The 18469-nt window shown below is 57.1% G+C and carries 15 protein-coding genes; 3 read left to right on the top strand and 12 right to left on the bottom strand.

The window, feature by feature from the left end; genetic code table 11:
• Positions 1-11: 11 nt before the first annotated feature.
• The 6 genes from ACW8F6_RS10955 to ACW8F6_RS10980 all read right to left on the bottom strand — a co-directional run bounded on the left by ACW8F6_RS10955 (position 12) and on the right by ACW8F6_RS10980 (position 6784).
• Positions 12-857: a sugar phosphate isomerase/epimerase family protein gene (locus ACW8F6_RS10955; protein WP_491575909.1), complete on the bottom strand. Its 846-nt coding sequence runs from the start codon at positions 855-857 to the stop codon at positions 12-14.
• A gap of 8 nt (positions 858-865) precedes the next feature.
• Positions 866-2599, bottom strand: coding sequence for a GMC oxidoreductase (locus ACW8F6_RS10960; protein ID WP_491575924.1), 1734 nt, complete (start codon positions 2597-2599; stop codon positions 866-868).
• A 105-nt stretch (positions 2600-2704) separates the two neighbouring features.
• A complete protein-coding gene (locus ACW8F6_RS10965; protein WP_491575910.1) occupies positions 2705-3304 on the bottom strand; it encodes a gluconate 2-dehydrogenase subunit 3 family protein in 600 nt (199 codons plus the stop codon).
• A complete protein-coding gene (locus ACW8F6_RS10970) occupies positions 3301-4539 on the bottom strand; it encodes an MFS transporter (RefSeq protein WP_491575911.1) in 1239 nt (412 codons plus the stop codon). The genes ACW8F6_RS10965 and ACW8F6_RS10970 overlap by 4 nt, the downstream gene beginning before the upstream one ends.
• 44 nt (positions 4540-4583) lie before the next feature.
• On the bottom strand, positions 4584-5639 hold the full coding sequence (locus ACW8F6_RS10975) for a sugar phosphate isomerase/epimerase family protein (RefSeq protein ID WP_491575912.1): 1056 nt from the start codon (positions 5637-5639) through the stop codon (positions 4584-4586).
• Positions 5636-6784: a Gfo/Idh/MocA family protein gene (locus tag ACW8F6_RS10980; RefSeq protein WP_491575913.1), complete on the bottom strand. Its 1149-nt coding sequence runs from the start codon at positions 6782-6784 to the stop codon at positions 5636-5638. Before ACW8F6_RS10980 ends, ACW8F6_RS10975 begins: the two co-directional genes overlap by 4 nt.
• A 165-nt stretch (positions 6785-6949) precedes the next feature.
• Between ACW8F6_RS10980 and ACW8F6_RS10985 the strand changes: the two genes are divergently transcribed.
• Both ACW8F6_RS10985 and ACW8F6_RS10990 read left to right on the top strand, forming a co-directional pair.
• Complete coding sequence (locus ACW8F6_RS10985) at positions 6950-7723, top strand: PAS domain-containing protein (protein ID WP_491575914.1); 774 nt, start codon at positions 6950-6952, stop codon at positions 7721-7723.
• A gap of 118 nt (positions 7724-7841) precedes the next feature.
• Positions 7842-8711 carry an HDOD domain-containing protein gene (locus tag ACW8F6_RS10990; RefSeq protein WP_491575915.1) on the top strand — a complete coding sequence of 290 codons (870 nt, stop codon included), beginning with the start codon at positions 7842-7844 and terminating at the stop codon, positions 8709-8711.
• A 38-nt stretch (positions 8712-8749) separates the two neighbouring features.
• Here the strand turns inward: ACW8F6_RS10990 and ACW8F6_RS10995 are convergent, their stop codons facing one another.
• The gene (locus ACW8F6_RS10995) at positions 8750-10489 is read right to left on the bottom strand and encodes a DUF3592 domain-containing protein (protein ID WP_491575916.1); all 1740 of its coding nucleotides are present in this window, start codon (positions 10487-10489) and stop codon (positions 8750-8752) included.
• A 62-nt stretch (positions 10490-10551) separates the two neighbouring features.
• Entirely contained in the window at positions 10552-11481 is a 930-nt protein-coding gene (locus tag ACW8F6_RS11000; protein ID WP_491575917.1) for a LysR family transcriptional regulator, read from the bottom strand.
• A 102-nt stretch (positions 11482-11583) separates the two neighbouring features.
• On the opposite strand from ACW8F6_RS11000, the gene metE reads away from it, so the two are divergent.
• Complete coding sequence (gene metE, locus ACW8F6_RS11005; RefSeq protein WP_491575918.1) at positions 11584-13863, top strand: 5-methyltetrahydropteroyltriglutamate--homocysteine S-methyltransferase; 2280 nt, start codon at positions 11584-11586, stop codon at positions 13861-13863.
• Between the two features lie 99 nt (positions 13864-13962).
• Here metE and ACW8F6_RS11010 read toward each other — a convergent pair whose 3' ends face one another.
• Genes ACW8F6_RS11010 through ACW8F6_RS11025 form a run of 4 tightly spaced genes read right to left on the bottom strand, consistent with a single transcriptional unit; the run spans position 13963 to position 18287 of the window.
• On the bottom strand, positions 13963-14406 hold the full coding sequence (locus ACW8F6_RS11010) for a group I truncated hemoglobin (RefSeq protein WP_491575919.1): 444 nt from the start codon (positions 14404-14406) through the stop codon (positions 13963-13965).
• Positions 14407-14416: 10 nt separating this feature from the next.
• Entirely contained in the window at positions 14417-15289 is an 873-nt protein-coding gene (locus ACW8F6_RS11015) for a DUF3034 family protein (protein WP_491575920.1), read from the bottom strand.
• A gap of 39 nt (positions 15290-15328) precedes the next feature.
• On the bottom strand, positions 15329-17635 hold the full coding sequence (locus ACW8F6_RS11020) for a putative bifunctional diguanylate cyclase/phosphodiesterase (protein WP_491575921.1): 2307 nt from the start codon (positions 17633-17635) through the stop codon (positions 15329-15331).
• Positions 17628-18287 (bottom strand): cupredoxin domain-containing protein, encoded by a 660-nt coding sequence (locus ACW8F6_RS11025; RefSeq protein WP_491575922.1) that lies wholly within the window; start codon positions 18285-18287, stop codon positions 17628-17630. Before ACW8F6_RS11025 ends, ACW8F6_RS11020 begins: the two co-directional genes overlap by 8 nt.
• Positions 18288-18469: the final 182 nt, after the last annotated feature.

The raw sequence follows: 18469 nt of genomic DNA on the forward strand, positions 1-18469 counted from the left end.
TGGGAGGCGGATTAACGACGCTCGGCCAGGTAGGCATCCAAACCGCGCTTGGAGGCCGCCACCGCCTGCAATGGCGTCATACCCGCGGGATAGTCCTCCTGCTCCACCACCAGCCAGCGCGTACCGCCCTGGGTTTCGTTGGCGTGGATCAGCGCGCGCCAGTTAAGCGGCGCAACCCCAATGATTGGCGATAGCTCGCTGCCCTCGGGCGGAATCACCTTGTAGTGGGTCGTGAACGTGCGCCCTGGGTAGCGCGCCACATAGGTCACCGGATCTTTACCCGCGAAGCGGGTCCAGCCAACATCCTGCTGCAAAATCACCGATGGGTCTGTGTGTTGGGCCAGGTAATCCCAAAACGTGGCTGCCCCAAAGGCATTAAATTCGCCGTCGTGATTGTGGTAACCCACCTGCATGCCCTCTGGCGCCAGACGCGCCGCCGCTGCATTTAAGTCGGCCGCCAGCGACGCCACGCCGTCTGGCCGCCAGGCTCGCTCGTCCATACCCACAATCAGCGAGGTCACGCCCAGGGCCCGGTAAAAGGCCACGGTGGATTGATACGTTTGCGCGCCTAGCGCGGCAATACTGACGTGCGCGCCGCTGGCCTTCAAACCCAGGGTCTGCAGCCGCGCGCGCAATTCGGCGGGCCGGTTGTGATAGGGGCCAAACTCACCGGCGAATTCCACCCCGTCAAAGTTCATGGCCGCCAACTGAGCCAGAGTGTCGTCAATATCGGCCTTTACCGCCTCGCGCACCGACCACAGTTGCACACTCACACCCATCTCTTGGGCGCCGGCAAACCCTGGTAGCAGACACCACAACACCAGGTGCATCCAACGGAATTTTTTTAGCGTGTTCATGGGCCTTCCTACAGTCGCTTGTCAGAAAATTCGCGCGCGGCATAGTCCACCGCGCGCACGGTCATGGCCATAAATGTCAGCGACGGGTTTTGCACAGCACTCGAGCAAAATGCGCTGCCGTCGGTAACAAAGAGGTTGGGGACGTCGTGGCACTGATTGAAGCCATTTAGTACCGACGAGCTCGGATCGCGTCCCATGCGCGCAGTGCCCACTTCATGAATGGCCACGCCCGGCGGTCGCTCGTGCACCGAGCAGCGGCTTTGCACATCTTTTAAACCTAATTTTTCCAGTAGCCTGTGAGCCGTCTCGCGCGCGTCTTCCATCATGGCAATCTCGTTGTCGGACCAGCGGCAGTCGATGTGTAATTGCGGAATACCCCACTTATCTTTGCGCGTGGGGTGCAGGCTCACTTGATTGTCAAAGCGCGGCAGCATTTCGCCTTGAGCGCTGAGCGAAAACATCCAGGGTCCGGGTTTGGTCAGTTGAGATTTAAAGTCTGCGCCGAAGCCGGGCATCTGCGCTTGGGTGCGCCAATCGTGTCGCCAGGCGCCACCGGCAAGCGCGTAGCCGCGCTTATAGTGTTTGCGATAGCGCGCGGGTTCGAACTGGAAGTTCGGAATGTAAATTCCCGTGGGTCGGCGGCCAGAGTAGTACTCGTCTTCAAAGCCCTCGATGCGACCACTAGCCGAGGCATTGTAATTATGGTCCATCAAGTAGTGGCCCAATACACCGGACCGATTGCCCAGCCCGTTCGGAAAACTTTTTGAAACAGAGTTCAAAAGAATTTGTGTTGTCCCCAAGGTGGATGCACATAAAAATACGATTTTTCCGCGGTACTCGCGCTCGCTGAGATCCTCGTTGTCGATAACTCGCACGCCGCGCGCGCGTTCGCGCTGCGCATCGTAAATCACACTGTGCACGACACTGTTGGGCGCAATCGACAGATTGCCGGTTTTGGCAGCCGCCGGTAGCGTCGAACTTTGCGTGGAAAAATAGGCGCCAAATGAACAACCGCGCTGGCACTCGTCGCGCGCCTGACACTGCACCCGACCCTGGGCCAAATGCAACGGCGTTGGCTGCGTCAAGTGCGCACAGCGACCCATAATCATCGGCCGATCGGGAAACAGCTTTTTCATGGTCGCTTGAATGGCGCGCTCGGGCGAGGTCATGGCAAAGGGCGGTAAAAATTCGCTGTCGGGTAATTGCGGCAAGCCCGCCGGCGCGCCGCTGATTCCCGCGTGGCGCTCAACGTGGCTATACCAGGGCGCCAAATCTGCATAGCGAATGGGCCAATCGTTGCCAAAACCGTCTTTACTATTGGCTTCAAAATCATAATCGCTCAAACGATAACTTTGCCGATGCCACAGCAGTGACTTACCACCCAGTTGATTGGCCCTAATCCAGGTAAAATCGGTATTGTCGGCTGTACTGTAGGGCAGGTCGCGGTCGTTGCCAAAGAAATGTTTGGTGGCATCGCTAAAGGCGTAACACTGTTGTTGGCGATAATATTGTGCCTGCATCAGCAGATTGTCGACTTTGGTGCGATTGTCAAACTGCCACACCGGCTTGCCTTCGGTAATATAATCTTTGCGGTGCTCCACCAACCGGCCCCGCTCGATCATCAAAGTTTTAAAGCCCCGCTCGCAGAATTCTTTGGCGGCCCAACCGCCGGTCATGCCGGAGCCCACCACAATTACATCAAATTCCTGATTCGCTTCACGCACTATGTCGGCTTGTGTCATCACTGATTACTCACGGTTAATCGCGCGCTGCGCATGCACGCAACAGGCATTCTATGAACAACTGTTGTTGGTTGACGGCGTCGGGCCAGATGCCACAAATAGTGGTTAATAGCGCGCATGGGAACCCCAGGCGCGGTCGCCGTCGCGGTAGGGGATAACGCTAAAGCCGCCCGGAATCGGCTGGTATTTCAATACTACCGAGGCGCCCGTTTTTGACGTAAAAAAGCTGAACACGATCAGCGACTTTAACAGGGAAAAATCTACCGATGAAAACGGCGCAAGGCGCGCATCCAACAAAGTCAGTAGCGCGCGCTGCTGATCTGCGGTGGCGCTGCCAAAAAACACCTGGTAGCGCGCTTGCGCCACCGAATCTAAAAGCTTCAACAGGGTCAATACCTGTTGCTGGTTCGTCTCGTCATAGCACTGGTGCAAAAGTTGGTCGATGACACCGTGACAATTTTCTTCCGCCGCACCGGGCGTCTCGGTCGCGGGAATGACCTGCGCACATAGTGCGTGCAGGCAATGCATTTGGGTGCCATTGAGCAGCGCGGGCGCCCGTGCCGCCCGCGCGCGCCTTGGGTAGCTCAAGGCCACTCCCAGACTCGCAGTGGACAACACCTGGGCCGCCCCAAATGCACCTAAAGTACCGCCTAAGCTCGCCAAAAAATGCCGCCGATTGAGAGCAGTTGATTCAGAGTTTTTCACAGGCCCACCTCCGCCGTATTCGCTAAACGCTGACGCGCTACCTTGTGGCGCGTGGTAAAAAACAACACGCCAAAGGCAATCACCAACGCCAGTGGAAACAGCGCTAAATTTTCCAGCGTCGCCTGGCCGGCCGCCAGCTCAGCGGCCGAACCCTGCAGGGCCTGCGCCTGTGCCTGGTCCCGCGCCTGGTCAATCCAATGGCCAATGACAGGGTTCCAGAGACTCACGGCAAACATGCCTGCGCCGCCCAGCAGCGACATACCCAAGGCACCCGTTTGGGGCGAGTAGTCCGCCACCAAGCTAATCATGGTGGGCCAAAAATAGGTAACGCCCAGGGCAAAGATTGCCGCGGCAATGTACACCTGCGCACCTGTGGCGCTACTCAAGGCCAGCAGGCCGCTCGCGGAAACCAATGCCGAGCCGAACATAACGCCAATGGGGTTAAAACGGTGAACCAAGGGCCCGGCAAAATAGCGCCCCACAGCCATTAGGCCGGTCATCAGCGCCATAATGAACATGGGCGACGCGCCCGACGCGCCCAGAATGCGTTCGATCCACTGCTGCGTACCCAGCTCCGTGGTGGCGGTCAGGGTCATGCACAACACTAAAAATAAATAGAGTGGCGAAAATAGACCGCGCACATTAGTGGCGGTATTGGTTTCTATGTGATTTGACTCTGGCAGCGACTGGCGCAGTAAAATAACGCCGTAGGCCAGGGTGGGCACCAGCATCACGGCAATTTGCGCCTGCCAGTTAAAGCCGGCGTCAGTCATGAATTTCGATACCAGCGCACCCACTAAAATACCGCCCGGGAACCACACGTGAAAGCGATTAAGCATGGTGGCTTTGTTATCGTGATACATGTCGGCAATTAATGGGTTGCAGGCCGCCTCCACTGAGCCATTGGCAAAACCGATCAAAAAGCTCGATAGAATCAGCAGCCAAAAACCGTCCGCACTCAGTGTCAGTAGAAGACCCAACAGGTGGCCAACAAAAGCCATCGCCATTAAGCGCTTGGCCCCCAGGAAGTTGTACAGCAAGCCACCGAGCATTGTGGCGACCGGAAAGCCCAAAAATGCCATGCCATTAATCCAGCCCAATTCGGTGTCTGTAAGGCCCAGCGATTGATTTAGTTGCCCCAGAATGCCCGCCCGAATGGCCAGCGTCATGGCGGTTACCACCAACGCCAGGCTGCAGCCCACAAAGATTGTCGATCGAAGAATTGTCTGTGACACAGGCGTCTCCTTGTCATTTATTGTTATAGTTTTGCGGCGCGTGGTTAGCGCAGGCCCAAAATTTTTCGATTGTGGTCCGGGTCCTGTACGCCGGCGGCAAAATCGTCAAAGGCGCGCTCTGCTTTTCTAATCAAATGGTTGGCAATAAACGGCGCCCCTTCGCGCGCGCCTTGCTCCGGGTGTTTTAAACAACACTCCCACTCGAGTACCGCCCAGCCGCTATAGTTGTACTGCGTTAACTTGCTGAAAATTTGTTTGAAATCAATCTCACCGTCACCCAGCGATCGAAAGCGCCCCGGTCGCGACTGCCAGTCCTGGTAACCGCCATATACACCGGCGCGACCATTGGGACGAAACTCCGCATCTTTCACATGAAACGCTTTGATGCGCGTGTGATAGTGATCAATAAATGCCAGGTAATCCAGCTGCTGAAGTACAAAGTGGCTCGGGTCGTACAAAATATTCGCGCGCGGATGATCGCCAGTGGCCGCTAGAAAACGCTCGAAGGTCACGCCGTCGTGCAGGTCTTCGCCCGGATGTAATTCGAAACACACGTCCACACCCGCAGTATCAAAGGCATTTAAAATCGGCAGCCAGCGACGCCCCAACTCTTCAAAACCGGCGTCCACCAAACCAGTTGGGCGCTGCGGCCAGGGGTAGACTGTGTGCCACAGAAGCGCACCGGAAAAGCTTGCATGCGTGTTGAGACCCAAACGTTGACTTGCCGCAGCGGCAAAGTGCAGCTGCCGCGTGGCCCACTCGGTGCGCGCCGCGGGGTTATTGCGCAGGTGCGCGGGCGCGAAGCCGTCGAACAGACTGTCGTAGGCCGGATGCACCGCCACCAACTGCCCCTGCAAATGCGTGGACAGCTCTGTGATGACGAGGCCGGCAGCGGCCACCGTAGCCAGAATTTCCTGGCAATAAGCGTCACTGTGGGCGGCTCGCTCTAGATCAATCAAACGGCTATCCCAGCTGGGAATCTGCACACCCAGATAGCCGAGTTCGGCGGCCCATTGGCAGATGGCCGCCAAGCTATTAAACGGTGCTTGGTCGCTGCAAAATTGCGCCAGAAAAATACCCGGCCCCCGAATTCCAGTCATAGCGAGGTCTCCGGCATCTGCGGTATTAGCTGCCACTTGGCGCCCGATTGGTGGGCCTGCACCACGCCCTCGATAAAAGCCATTCCGCGCAGTGCATCGGCAATTCCACTTAGCATTGGCGGCGTATCGCCCTGGCCGACGCGCCTGGCTCGCACCGCGCTGGCAAAATTGCGGTAAATGTTGGCAAAAGCCTCCAGATAACCTTCTGGATGGCCGGCCGGCAGTCGCGAATGGGCGCGCGTAGCCGCGCTGAGGCTGCCGACGCCGACGCGCAGACAGTGCGCGTGGTCGTCGTGGGGTCGCAGCCACAAACTATTGGGCTCTTGCTGTTGCCAATCCAGACTGGCGCGTTCGCCGTAAACGCGCAGCCGTAAATTATTTTCTTCACCTACGCTAATTTGGCTCGCTAACAGCACGCCGTGGGCGCCACCGTCCATGCGAAACAGCACGGTGCCGTCGTCGTCCAATAGCCGCCCAGGCACCACCGAGTGCAGCTCTGCACACACGGCACTCACCGTTTGACCCGTGACAAATTCCACCAGACTGGCCGCGTGAACACCGATATCGCCCATGCAGCAACTGGCACCGGCCCGCATTGGGTCCAATCGCCAGGCCGCCTGTTTTTGGCTCGACTCCTGGGCTTGGGCCAGCCACCCCTGTGAATATTCAGCGACCACTTTGCGCACCCGCCCCAAGCGACCCTGCGCCACCAGCGCCCGAGCCTCCTGCACCATGGGATAGCCCAGATAAGTGTGGGTCAAGGCGTACAGACACGGGCTGTCCTGCAGCTGTAATGCCAGCGCCTGGCACTCGGCCAATGAGTGGGTGGCGGGTTTGTCGCACAGTACGTGAAAGCCGTGTGCGAGGGCCATCCGGGCCACCGGATAATGCAAATCATTGGGCGTCACTATGACCACAAACTCCATGCGCTGAGGCGCCGGCAAGGCACTTTCGGCGGTAAACATAGCCTCGAAACTGCCGTAACAACGCTCGGCCGCCAACCCCAACTGCCGACCAAAGGCCTGCGCGCGTTCGGGTTGACTGCTAAATGCCCCGCACACCAGATCGATTTCTCCGTCTAAAGCTGCGGCCATACGGTGCACCGCACCGATGAAGGCCCCTTCGCCGCCACCTACCATGCCCATTCGCACCCGTTGCTGCCGCTGTTGCACCCAGTTAGCCCCGCCTGTGTTATCGAGTCCTCATACTAGGGCAGCACGCGCACCCTCCGTTAGGAGGATTTCGGATACTTATGCAATAAAATCGGCGTATACTGGTTTTCGTTACCGCCCATGGCCCCGTAAAAACACATGCACCAAGAGCCTAAAAATAGCCAGACAGATGCCGCCAGTACCGAATTGCTAGCACAGGTGGGCGCACAGCAGCTGATGGACATGTTTAGCCTGCTGACCGATTTGTTGTTCTGGGTAAAAACGCGCTCGGGTCGCATCGCCTATGCCAACCGCGCATTTTTAGCGCATTTTGGCTTGAACTCCCTCGCCGAGGCCCAGCGCAGCACCGACTATGACTTTGCTCCGCGCCATCTGGCGCGCCAGTATCTGGCCGACGATGCGCGCGTGATGCAGGGTCAGGACGTGACCGAGCGGCTAGAACTCAACCAGTCGGCAACCGGGCAGTTGGGCTGGTTCTCCACCACCAAGCGCTGCCTGCGCAACGGCCAGGGCGAGGTACTGGGCAGTTACGGCGTGGCCCGCCACCTGGATAAAACTGCGCTGGCATTGGACGCACTACAGGCTCTGAAAACGCCGGTGGACTATATCCGGCAGCACTTTCGCGAAGACATCTGTCTGAGCGAGCTCGCCGGCCGCAGCCACCTGTCCCTCAGCGCCCTGGAGCGGCGCTTTAAGAAGTATCTGCGCCAGACGCCCAAACAATTTATTCACCAGATTCGACTGGAACACGCGCGCCGGCTACTGGAGCATACCCAGCTGCCCATAGCCACTGTGGCCGCCGAGGTGGGCTTTCACGACCACAGCTATTTCAGCCGCCTGTTTAAGCGCCACTTTGACGCCCTGCCCTCTGAATTCCGCCAGCCCCGGCCGTCCAGCCCCGGCGACGGTTAGCGGAACAGTGCAAGTAGCCCGCCGGCGCGGGATATTTTTTCAAGACAAAGAAATGCCTAGCACTTGGCCTGCTAGACTTGGTTAGCACTTTTGGTGGACGACAAAACAGGCTGCATCCATGGATACCCCCGCCCCCCCAGAACTGACCGAAACGCAGTTGGCCGAACTGCTGAAGGGCATTAGTATCCCGCCGCAGCCGCAGGTCTTGGTGGATTTGCAATTGGAGCAACTCGACCCCCATTGCTCCATTGCCCGACTGGCGCAGATCATCAGCCAGGATGTGGGCCTGGCCGGCGCCGTACTGAAAACCGTTAACTCGCCATTTTTTGGTTTGACCAATAAAATTTCTTCCGTGCAACAGGCGGTCAATTTACTGGGCGTGAGCAGCGTGATCAGCCTAGTAAACGCCCACTCCATTCGCGGCGCCCTGTCCGACGAACAAATTGTGGCGCTAGGAAAATTCTGGGACACCGCCATCGACGTCGCGCAGGTGGCCACCCATGTGGCCAAGCAAATTGGCATTGACTCGCCCGAGGAGGCCTATACGCTGGGCTTGTTTCACAATTGCGGCATTCCACTGCTCATGATGCGCCACGCAAACTACCAAGCGGTAATGGAGCAGGCCTACAGTGACGCAAACACACTTATTAACGATACCGAAAACGCGCTGCTGCAAACCAATCACTGTGTGGTGGGTTACTATGTGGCTAAATCCTGGAAATTACCGCTGCATATCTGCCTGGCTATTCACCACCACCATCAGGCCGATGTTCAACTTGCCAATCCCGCCGCGGACAACCGCGAAAAAAATCTATTGGCGGTGCTAAAAATTGCCGAGCATCTGTGCGGCAATCATAAAATTTTTGGCAATCAATCGGAGGATTACGAATGGCAGCGCCTGCAAGAACAGATTTTAATTTACGTGGGCCTAAGCCAATACGACTTTGAGGGCATGCAACAAAATCTTACGGACCAGGGCCTACTGTAATGCGCACTCGCGCAAAAACGCCCCGAAAGTGCTTTACCCTATGCCGGCCCTTTGCGCTCCAACGCCGTTACACCACTCAACAACGCAACACTTTCCAGTGCTTGCTCGGCCAGCGCTCGGCCATCTAGATCCTCTACCACGGTTACTGCTTTGCCATTTTTCAGATGTGCCTGCACCACAAAGTGTTCGGTGTGCTTGTTGCCAACGGTGGAGCTGCCCGTGGATTTAATGGCCAGGCCTGCAATGTCTGCGCGCGCTACAAATCGCTTGTGCACTAACACCCCCAACAGCCGGCGCTCGCTGTATAAACCCCGATCACCCAACTTCACCTTGTAGCTGTTTAGCAATCCAAAGGCGCAAAAGGTTGCCACCAGAGCGCCGATAACGAGTAGCGCCAGCGCAATCAGCACCGGAGCATCCGAGGACCAAAGCAGGGCACCACCAAAGGTCATAGCGACACCTACCAGCAAGCCCACACTGCGCCCCACCCAGCGCCGGAATTGGCCGTAATACAACTCAATGCCGTTGGGAATTTGCTTGGCATTGAGCAGCTTTTCCAGTGTGTGTTCACGCCTTGCCTGCATCAGCGGGTGCTGGCTGGCGCACTGGCGGGCGGCACCCGAGGGCACCGCCGTCGCAAATACCGGCAGCTCGTATTGCTGCGAAAAATCTGCACCCGGCAATTGTGCCGCCATGGCTAGGCGCCATAGATGATAGCGATTATCGGGCAGTTCTGAAGCCGGTAAATCCGCCGGCACATCAAAGCAGAAAGCGATTTTACTGCCCTCTGGTGCCGGCGCTAAGTCGGCCAGGCCGTCGGCCTGCCACAGCACTTTTTCTTTGCGCTGACGATTTTTACCGCTGCCGGTGTAGTAGCTTTTTATACAGGACAGCGTGAGCTGTACCTGCTGTTTAGGATCGTAGGGCAAGCGCAGTGCCACAGTACCACCCACCTGACCACCAATACTGCCAGGCCAGGGGTCCAGCCACAGGGGCGCGGCGCCAAAACGCCGCCACTGGCGCCATTTAACCCAGGTATGCACGAGTAGCCCGACACCGATTATCGGGAACAACAATGCGAATAAAATCGCGTGATTCCCCTGGCGCCACTCCTCTGGCACGGCAAATACCACCGGCGCCGACAACGCATTCCAAAACAGCGCAAAACAGGCCAGCACCACAACCAGGGTCTTGGTGTTAGAGCGTACCGGATTGGCCCAATCCTTATGGGCGAGCCAGGGCTCATCCGTGGCCAGTTTATCCGGTTGGGTTTTGCGATCCGCGCGCCACACAAACCAAATTAGACCCAGACCTACGCCGCCAAACACAATGACAAAAATACCCTTGAAGGCCAGCATGCCCCAGCGCAAGTCGCGGTAGATTACCGCCGATTCCGGTTGTGCGGGATCGACATAGACGGTCAGCGGCCGACCACTACTTAGCGTGCGCTTTAATGCAGCGCCACGCTCTTCCTGCCAGCTACCGACGTTATCGGCACCCGACATTATCCCCACCCGGTGGGCGTCGTAGTCAACGCCATTAACGGTGTAGCGGTAGCGGGCCGTCGCCTCATAGGTCGTGCTGTCGTCGCCGTGGTGCATGCGCGTTTTGGCACTCACCAGTTGCGCCTGTACCGGCTGCCAACTTTGCATAGCTACCCAGTCGTAGAGCGAGGGCAAAATGCTGAAAAACAAAAAGCCCAGCCCCACACCTGCAAAGGGCAGGGCAAAGAGTGTTAACAGCCAAGGGCTCGCCTGTGCTTTTTTCTTAGGGGCCACGCACCCTCCTTCTCGATGAGCGATCGCCAGCGCCAAGCGGCTGACTTCCTAAACATAGCGGTTTAACCGGCCAGTGCCACCGGCCGAATCCCTTTAAGCTGGGCAAAACAATGGGCCCGCGCCATGCGCACAAAATCCCGCGCGTAGGCCGATTGGTGGGTATCTGTGCGCATAGCCAGCTGAACGCGACTCCACAGGCCATCGCCCAAGGCCAAGCTGGTCAGCTGCCCCTGGGCGGCATATTCGTCCAGTACCCAGTTGGGCAGGCAGCACACACCGCGTCCGGACGCCACCATTTGCACCATCATTAGCGTTAACTCGGTGGTGCGAATGGCGGGCTGCACCGCCGCTGGCTGTAAAAATCGGTGCATGATATCCAGCCGCTCCGGCGCCACCGGGTAGGTGATCAACGTTTCCTGGCGCAGGTCTTCCGGCATCACCCGGCCAGCTTGAGCCAAGGGGTGGCGCGGCGAAACCGCCAGGCGCATTTCGCAGTCAAACAGGCTTTCGTACACCAATCCCTTGAGCGGCTGTGGGTCGGTGGTAATCACCATATCCACCTCGCCGCGCGCCAGTGCCGGCAACGGTTCAAAGGTAAAGCCCCCTGAAAAGTCCAATTCTACCTGGGGCCAGTGGGGCCGGTATTGGTCGATGACCGGCATTAACCAGTTAAAACAACTGTGGCACTCGATGGCCATAAACAGCCGACCGGCATCGCCGTGCAGCAATTTCTGAATATCCCGCTCGGCGTCGTCCACGGCTGCCAACACAGTGTCCGCCAGCGCTAACAAACGCTGCCCTGGGGGCGTGAATCGGATCGGTCGGCTCTTGCGCACAAATACCGATTGGCCCAGTTGCGCCTCCAGCTCTTTCATCTGATGAGACAGGGCCGATTGGGTGAGGCACAGGCGCTGCGCGGCCTCAACCAGAGTGCCGGTTTCGCGCAAGGCCACCAGAGTTTTCAGTTGGCGCAATTCTAGGTTCAATGCCATTTATTAGTTTTTCTCATGTTTACCACAAAGATAATCAGTTTGATTCACCATACCAGCCAAATCAGAATGGCGCCATTCCCACTTCACTGAAAGGCAAAGGATATGGCACAGATACATAATTTGGGGTTTCCCCGCATCGGCGCGCAGCGCGAACTGAAATTTGCATTGGAAGGCTACTGGGCCGGACAGATAGAACTGGCCGAACTCGAAAACACCGGTCGCCAATTGCGCGCCGACCACTGGCAGCGCCAGCAATCACTAGACCTGGTACCCGTGGGCGACTTCGCCTGGTACGACCAAGTACTGACTCTATCGGCCACTCTGGGCGTAGTCGCCAAACGTCACAAGAACAGCGATGGCCGCATTGATTTGGACACGTTGTTTCGCAGTGCGCGGGGTCGCGCGGGCAATAGCGATTGCTGCGCCGCCAGCGAAATGACCAAGTGGTTTGATACCAACTACCACTACCTGGTGCCGGAATTTAGCGCCGACCAACAGTTTGCGCTCAGTTACCGCCAGCTCATCGAAGAAACTCTCGAGGCCCAAGCCTTGGGTGTGGCCGCCAAGCCAGTGCTTATCGGGCCACTTACTTACCTGTGGCTCGGCAAGTGCAGCGGCGCCGAGTTCGATAAGCTTCAGCTGCTGGATGCGCTGCTACCCGTTTACCGCGAATTGCTGCAGGCACTCGCTGATGCAGGGGTCAGTTGGGTTCAAATTGACGAACCAATACTCTCATTGGATTTACCCCAGGCTTGGCAGCAGGCGTTCGAGGCCTGCTACCACCGGCTACAGATTCGCGGTTTAAACCAGCTAGTGGCGAACTACTTTGGCCCTTTGGGAAACAATTTATCGCTGGCGTTACAGCTACCCGTGGCCGGACTTCACCTCGATGCCGTACGCGGGCCAGAGGACATCGCCCGCGTGGTCGACCGATTGAGCCCACACAAAGTGCTCAGTCTGGGCGTGGTGGACGGGCGTAATATTTGGATCAACGATCTGGAGCACACCCTCGCGCTATTGCAGCACTTGCACGAACGACTTGGCGAACGCCTATGGCTGGCGCCGTCTTGCTCGCTACTGCATGTACCGCTGGATTTGACACCGGAAACCCAGCTACCCGATGACGTTAAGCCCTGGTTGGCCTTTGCACAGCAAAAACTGGCCGAACTGGCGGTATTGCGAACTGCACTCAACGCGCCGGATCACCCGGAGGTGCAGCGCGCGCTGGTGGCCAATCGTCAAGCCCTGGCGGCGCGGCGCACCTCGGCGCGCATTAATCAACCGGCGGTACAGACGCGCGTCGAGGCCCTGGCCAACAGCACAGCCTACCGGCCCACGCCTTTTGCCGAGCGCATAGCGCAACAACAATCTCAATTAAAATTGCCGGCACTGCCCACCACCACCATCGGCTCATTCCCGCAAACGCCGGAGATTCGCAAAGCCCGTCGCCTGTTTAAACAGGGGCAACTCAATCAAAACGACTACAACAACCTGATGCGCGCAGAAATTAAACACGCTATTCGCACCCAGGAATCACTGGAGCTGGATGTGTTAGTGCACGGCGAGGCCGAGCGCAACGACATGGTGGAATATTTTGGCGAACAACTATCGGGCTTTGTGTTTACCCAACTTGGGTGGGTACAAAGTTACGGGTCGCGCTGTGTGAAGCCGCCTATTATTGTGGGCGATGTGTCGCGTCCACAGCCAATGACCGTCGAGTGGGCACGCTACGCGCAAAGCCTGACCGATAAACCCGTGAAGGGCATGCTCACTGGCCCCATCACCATTTTGTGCTGGTCCTTCGTGCGCGACGATCAACCCCGCAGTACAACGGCACAACAAATCGCACTGGCCATTCGCGACGAGGTGCAAGACTTAGAGGCCGCCGGTATTCGAGTGATACAAATTGATGAGCCGGCACTGCGCGAGGGCTTACCGCTGCGCCAGCAAGACTGGGCCCACTATTTAGATTGGGCCGCTCACGCGTTTCGCGTGTGCTGCGCCCACGTCGCCGACAGCACGCAGATTCACACCCATATGTGCTACGCGGAATTCAACGACATTATGGAATCGATTAGCGCCCTGGATGCCGATGTGATCACCCTGGAAACCTCGCGCTCGAATATGGAGTTGCTCAGCGCTTTTGAGCACTTTGCCTATCCCAATCACATTGGCCCGGGCGTTTATGACATCCACTCGCCCAACATTCCAAGCGCAGACTGGATAGTGCAATTGATCGAAAAGGCGGCTACAAAAATTGCGCCCTCGCAACTTTGGATTAACCCAGATTGCGGCCTTAAAACTCGCAACTGGACCGAAACCCGCGCCGCCCTTTCGGTGATGGTGCAGGCAGCCAAGCAACTTCGGACACAGCTCGCTTAAGGCATTAGGCGGCAGTGGAGAGCCATCACTCCCCTGCCGCTACTCTCGCAATCCTTCACTCGCCTGCCAACTCCGGCCATCGCGCTATCCCAAATAAACTTAGGGCGCCACGGCTTCACGCATGACATCCCCGTGCATGGCCGCCAGTTTCTGTAGCATCGCATTCTGCGCTTCGATACCCACACCGGCCTCCTCCATGGCATCGGTCAAGGCGGTGACCACTGCATCGAAGTGGCGGTTGTTCATGGCCATACCAGCGTGTACCTCGGTCATGGGATCGCCGCTATAACGGCAGGGGCCGCCGCTGATTTCGCACAGCTGCTCAGATAAGGTGGTGTGAAATCGCTCCAGATTGGTATCCGCAAATAACGGCCTCAGCAGCTCGCTATCGCCCACGCGGTACATAAAATTGTTCACTATTTGGGCTATGCCCTGCTCGCCACCCAGGCGTTGGTACAGTGTTTGCGACGCGCGCTGCGCCGGTGCCATACTGCAACCGAGCGCTGTACTCACGCACAGACACAGCGCAAGTTTCCGAACCATAGCCCACCCTTTAATTGTTAATCTGCAGTGATAGGTACCAGCCCCGCTGGCGCTCCCACAGTGCCACAGTGCCCAGGTCGGCATAGGCCGCCACCCAGGTAACGCGCTTATTCGGAAACCAGGCCACAAATGCATCGGCCCAGGCGTGTTCGTCCACACTGTCGAGCAAATCCGGTTTTTGGCGGTATTCCACACCCACCGCCCAATGGCGATCTAACAGCAGCGCTGCCGATACCTCGCCCACCAGTGCGTGGGATTTGTCACCGCCAAATCCCAGCAGCCCCAATTGATTGGCCCGTGTGTAGCGCGCGGTGCCATTGAGCAATAGATTGCGCCCGTAAATCGCATTTAAATACAACTTGGCGGCCGACACATACACATCGGTACCGCGCGCCGACGAGGCGCCCAGCAGGTCTACTGCAAGTTCTGCGTTGCGGTTAATTTTATACTGGGCCCCAGCGCTGACCTGCGGCCAGCTTCCGTAAATCAAATCGCCGCCGACACGTACTTTTGCGCCCCAGATATCTTGCTCAACGGTTAATCCCGAATAGGCCCCGGCCGTTGTCTGTTCAAGCTCGGTACTCGCAACATCGCCCAGGCGCAGTGTTTGATGGGCGTAGCTCAACTCAAAGCGATTACTGACACCCACCAGTACACCAGCGTTTGTGAGAGCAAAGTCTTGTACTCGCACGCCGGTAAGCGCGGCCGTAGCACCCCATTCATCCTGGCTCGCATAGCTGCCAATGACCGCCCAGGGCACCAAACCACCCCCGGCGGCACCCTCCACTTGAGTGGCACCCGGCGTCGCCAGAATTCGGCTTTGCGCTTGCAGCTGTGCAGTGGCCATTACCGCCAGCGCGAAGAGAAAAAAACGTGCAAACATTGTGCTGTTCGATGCTCCTTGGATTAGCTAATGGCGCGCTCAAGCGCCCTGTTGACAATGGCTTAAGCTGTTGTCCGTCAGCCAGGACAACAGTGCTGGCAAGGGCATGGGTTTCGCTAAGTAGTAGCCCTGAATACTGGTGCAGCCCCACTGCGCTAACAGCGTTTGCGCACGTGCGTCCTCTACACCTTCAGCCACCGTTTTCAGATTCAGTGCTTTGGCCATGTTAATGGTCGCGCGCACTATCTTTTGATCTTCCTGATTGGCAGACAGTTGCATTACAAATGACTTATCGATTTTGAGTTTAGACACAGGTAACAATTTCAGCTGCGATAAAGATGAGAAGCCGGTTCCAAAATCATCCATCGACAGCGAAATACCCGCGCGCTGCAGTTTCAAAAGATTTTCTCTCGCCTTGTCTGCATCGGCCACGAGGGCGGTTTCAGTAATTTCATAGGCCAGTGAACAACCTGCGGGCAAACCCTCTGTGGCGCCGCTCACCAGATCATCCACGACTTCGTCGTCGAGAATGTCCTTTGCCGATAGATTGATACTTATTTCCAATGGATGTTCCAGCGCTGCCAATGACGCACAATCCGTGCGAACTTGCGCCAGCACCCAGCGGGTCATGCCCGTAATCAAACCCGACTCTTCGGCCAATGGAATAAATTCGTCCGGAAATACCCGGCCTATCTCGTCGTCCTGCCAGCGCATTAGCGCCTCAACGCCTTCCACTTTCTGCGTAACAAGATTTAGCTGTGGCTGATAGTGAATTTCAAAGTTACCGGCCGCCAGTGCCCGCTGCAAGCGGGCGGTGACATTCAACTTGCGCAAGTGAATTTCATCTGCACCCGACTGGTAATGCCGCACAGGTACACCCACGCGCACGGCCTCCGCCAGCGCGATTGTGCTACGTCTAATTAGCTCTTCGAAGTTGGCTGCCTGAACTGGACACTCCACCAAGCCCACGCACACATCGAAAACAATATGCACGCCATCTAGGGTAAATGGATGTGAAAAGCTGCTTACCAGTGATTCAACCTCCTTTTCGTTTAGCAGTGCTCCGGCATTCAAGACCAATAAAAATTCATCGCTGCCAATGCGCGCCAGTGATCCACAAGCGGTTAATTCCAGCTTCATGCGGTCGGCTATCAATGGCACAAAGCGCTGAATAAATAGCATGCCGTACAAATCATTAAGACGTTTGATGTTGACCACTCGCAACAGCGCCGCCGTAAATATCGCACCGTCGGCGAACAGGGCGTCTAAAATATGTCGCGCCTTATCTCTGTTGGGCAATCCGGTTGGCTCATCGTGCTCGGCAACATAGGTGATGCGCGCCTCGCGTTGTTTTATGGCCGCTTGCATGCCATTCAAGGTCTTAGCCAATACGCCTAGTTCATCGCTGCGCGCCATAATAATTTCGTTGTCGTAATTACCCGCGGCCATCCGGTCTGCTGCGCGAGCCAATAATTGCAAAGGCTTACTAATGCCATTGGCAATACTGATTATGACCAACACCACGAGCACCAAGGCCACCGCACCAATTAACACCATGCGCTGCTGTAGCTGATAAAATTGTGACTTGAGCGCTGACGCCGACACCGATAGCACCAACGCTAAATTACCCACGGCATTATCTTCGATACTCACCGCGCGATTAATCCAATCTTGCTGTGAGAACTGCGCAAAGGTATCTCCAACTACCGACTGCGCACTGACCACCGCTTGCCAATCGGACTCCGGCAAAGTAGTGAGCGCTGCATCCGGCCGGCCATCAACCAACACACTGATGTCGGCCTTGGCAATGGTTTTCAATCCTGTGAGCAAGGCCTGATTTAATGGGAAGCCCAAGCCTACCCAACCAATAAGGCTGGGGGCACGCACGGGCACCATAGCCAGTTGAAACGCGCGCCCCTCGGAGACCAGCATCACACCAAAAGCGGCGGTGCCGGTGCCAATACGTTGACCAATCGCGTATTCTGCTGCCGCTATGTCGTGGCTGCTCAATAGGGTATTGCCATCGGCATCGGTGAATAATACCAGTGCCGCGCCAATGCGCTCGCCGTGGTTTGCCAGTGCGGTAATTTGTGTGGCCTCGTCACCGGTGGCCATGGCCTGACGAAAGCCATAGTCCTCTGCCAACACCGTTACCTGGTTAATAAGTTGCGCTTGATTGTCGGCCAGCAGCCGGCTCACAACCCGCTCTGCTATGTCTAACTCACTGTTGGTAAAACTTTGGCCGGCGTTTTGGGTGGCCGATAAAACGGCCCAGGTTATAGCCGCCAGCGTGAGCACAAGCAGTGCAACAAAGGTCGTCAGAAGGCGCGCGCGAAAACTAATCATGGGTCTTCTTAAATCGCTGCAAACGCTCGCGCAGCGAAGAGGATTGAGAATCGGTTTGCGCAGGCGCAGCCACAGCAAAAGGTAAAGTGACTAGGCCCGCCCCTTGCAGCGTAATAGCCAGCGGAGCAGCCGACGCCATCTGCGGGTGCCATACCTGTAGTCGCAAAGGCCAGCGCGGTGCAATCGGCAGAGTTAGCTGGCCCTGTGCATCCGCCACGGCGTAGCTGCTGTAGGCGGTGACAAACAAATAGCCTTTCATACTGTCGTGAATATTGCAGCCCAGCTCCACCACACCTTCATGATTGAAAGTCACCGGCGGCGCATCTTGCTGGCGGTAGAGTTTGATTTCAAAATTATTCGGTACGGAAAAGGAGTAGACCTGATGGCGCGTTTTGTCGCTGTTGGGAAAAAATACCGGCTGCCCCAGTGGTGCCACGACGACGTGGGGCTGAAACATTAAATTGCGTTGATCAATAATGACCGGCACCTCGTTGCGCGGGCTTTTGTATTCCGGCGCCAACACAACCGTGTGAGGCGCGGGCTGGCCGCCGGCGTCGACAATGGTCAGCGCCAACTCCGCCTGCACCTGTGGCACAGCCAACAGCCAGCAAAGTGCCGGCAGGAAACGATAAAAACGGGGAAAGCCGCGCATGTTACAGCCTTAGTGGTATCACCCTTCCACTATAGACCAAGCGCGGCACACCCTGCCTTTAGCCTTTGCTGATAAATACCTTGGCGCCCGAGGGTCGCGCCTGCATGCGCTCGGCATAACCCACTAGGGGAGAAGCTTCAGGCAGGAGCGCGAAAGGTGTTGGCAAACTGGCCAGATCGGAA

It is taken from the genome of Simiduia sp. (assembly GCF_058345725.1).

Coding starts and splice junctions, on each gene's coding strand:
- ACW8F6_RS10955 (WP_491575909.1), bottom strand. CDS start 857: ATGAACACGCTAAAAAAATTCCGTTGGATGCACCTGGTGTTGTGGTGT.
- ACW8F6_RS10960 (WP_491575924.1), bottom strand. CDS start 2,599: ATGACACAAGCCGACATAGTGCGTGAAGCGAATCAGGAATTTGATGTA.
- ACW8F6_RS10975 (WP_491575912.1), bottom strand. CDS start 5,639: ATGACTGGAATTCGGGGGCCGGGTATTTTTCTGGCGCAATTTTGCAGC.
- ACW8F6_RS10980 (WP_491575913.1), bottom strand. CDS start 6,784: ATGGGCATGGTAGGTGGCGGCGAAGGGGCCTTCATCGGTGCGGTGCAC.
- ACW8F6_RS10985 (WP_491575914.1), top strand. CDS start 6,950: ATGCACCAAGAGCCTAAAAATAGCCAGACAGATGCCGCCAGTACCGAA.
- ACW8F6_RS10990 (WP_491575915.1), top strand. CDS start 7,842: ATGGATACCCCCGCCCCCCCAGAACTGACCGAAACGCAGTTGGCCGAA.
- ACW8F6_RS11000 (WP_491575917.1), bottom strand. CDS start 11,481: ATGGCATTGAACCTAGAATTGCGCCAACTGAAAACTCTGGTGGCCTTG.
- metE (WP_491575918.1), top strand. CDS start 11,584: ATGGCACAGATACATAATTTGGGGTTTCCCCGCATCGGCGCGCAGCGC.
- ACW8F6_RS11010 (WP_491575919.1), bottom strand. CDS start 14,406: ATGGTTCGGAAACTTGCGCTGTGTCTGTGCGTGAGTACAGCGCTCGGT.
- ACW8F6_RS11015 (WP_491575920.1), bottom strand. CDS start 15,289: ATGTTTGCACGTTTTTTTCTCTTCGCGCTGGCGGTAATGGCCACTGCA.
- ACW8F6_RS11020 (WP_491575921.1), bottom strand. CDS start 17,635: ATGATTAGTTTTCGCGCGCGCCTTCTGACGACCTTTGTTGCACTGCTT.
- ACW8F6_RS11025 (WP_491575922.1), bottom strand. CDS start 18,287: ATGCGCGGCTTTCCCCGTTTTTATCGTTTCCTGCCGGCACTTTGCTGG.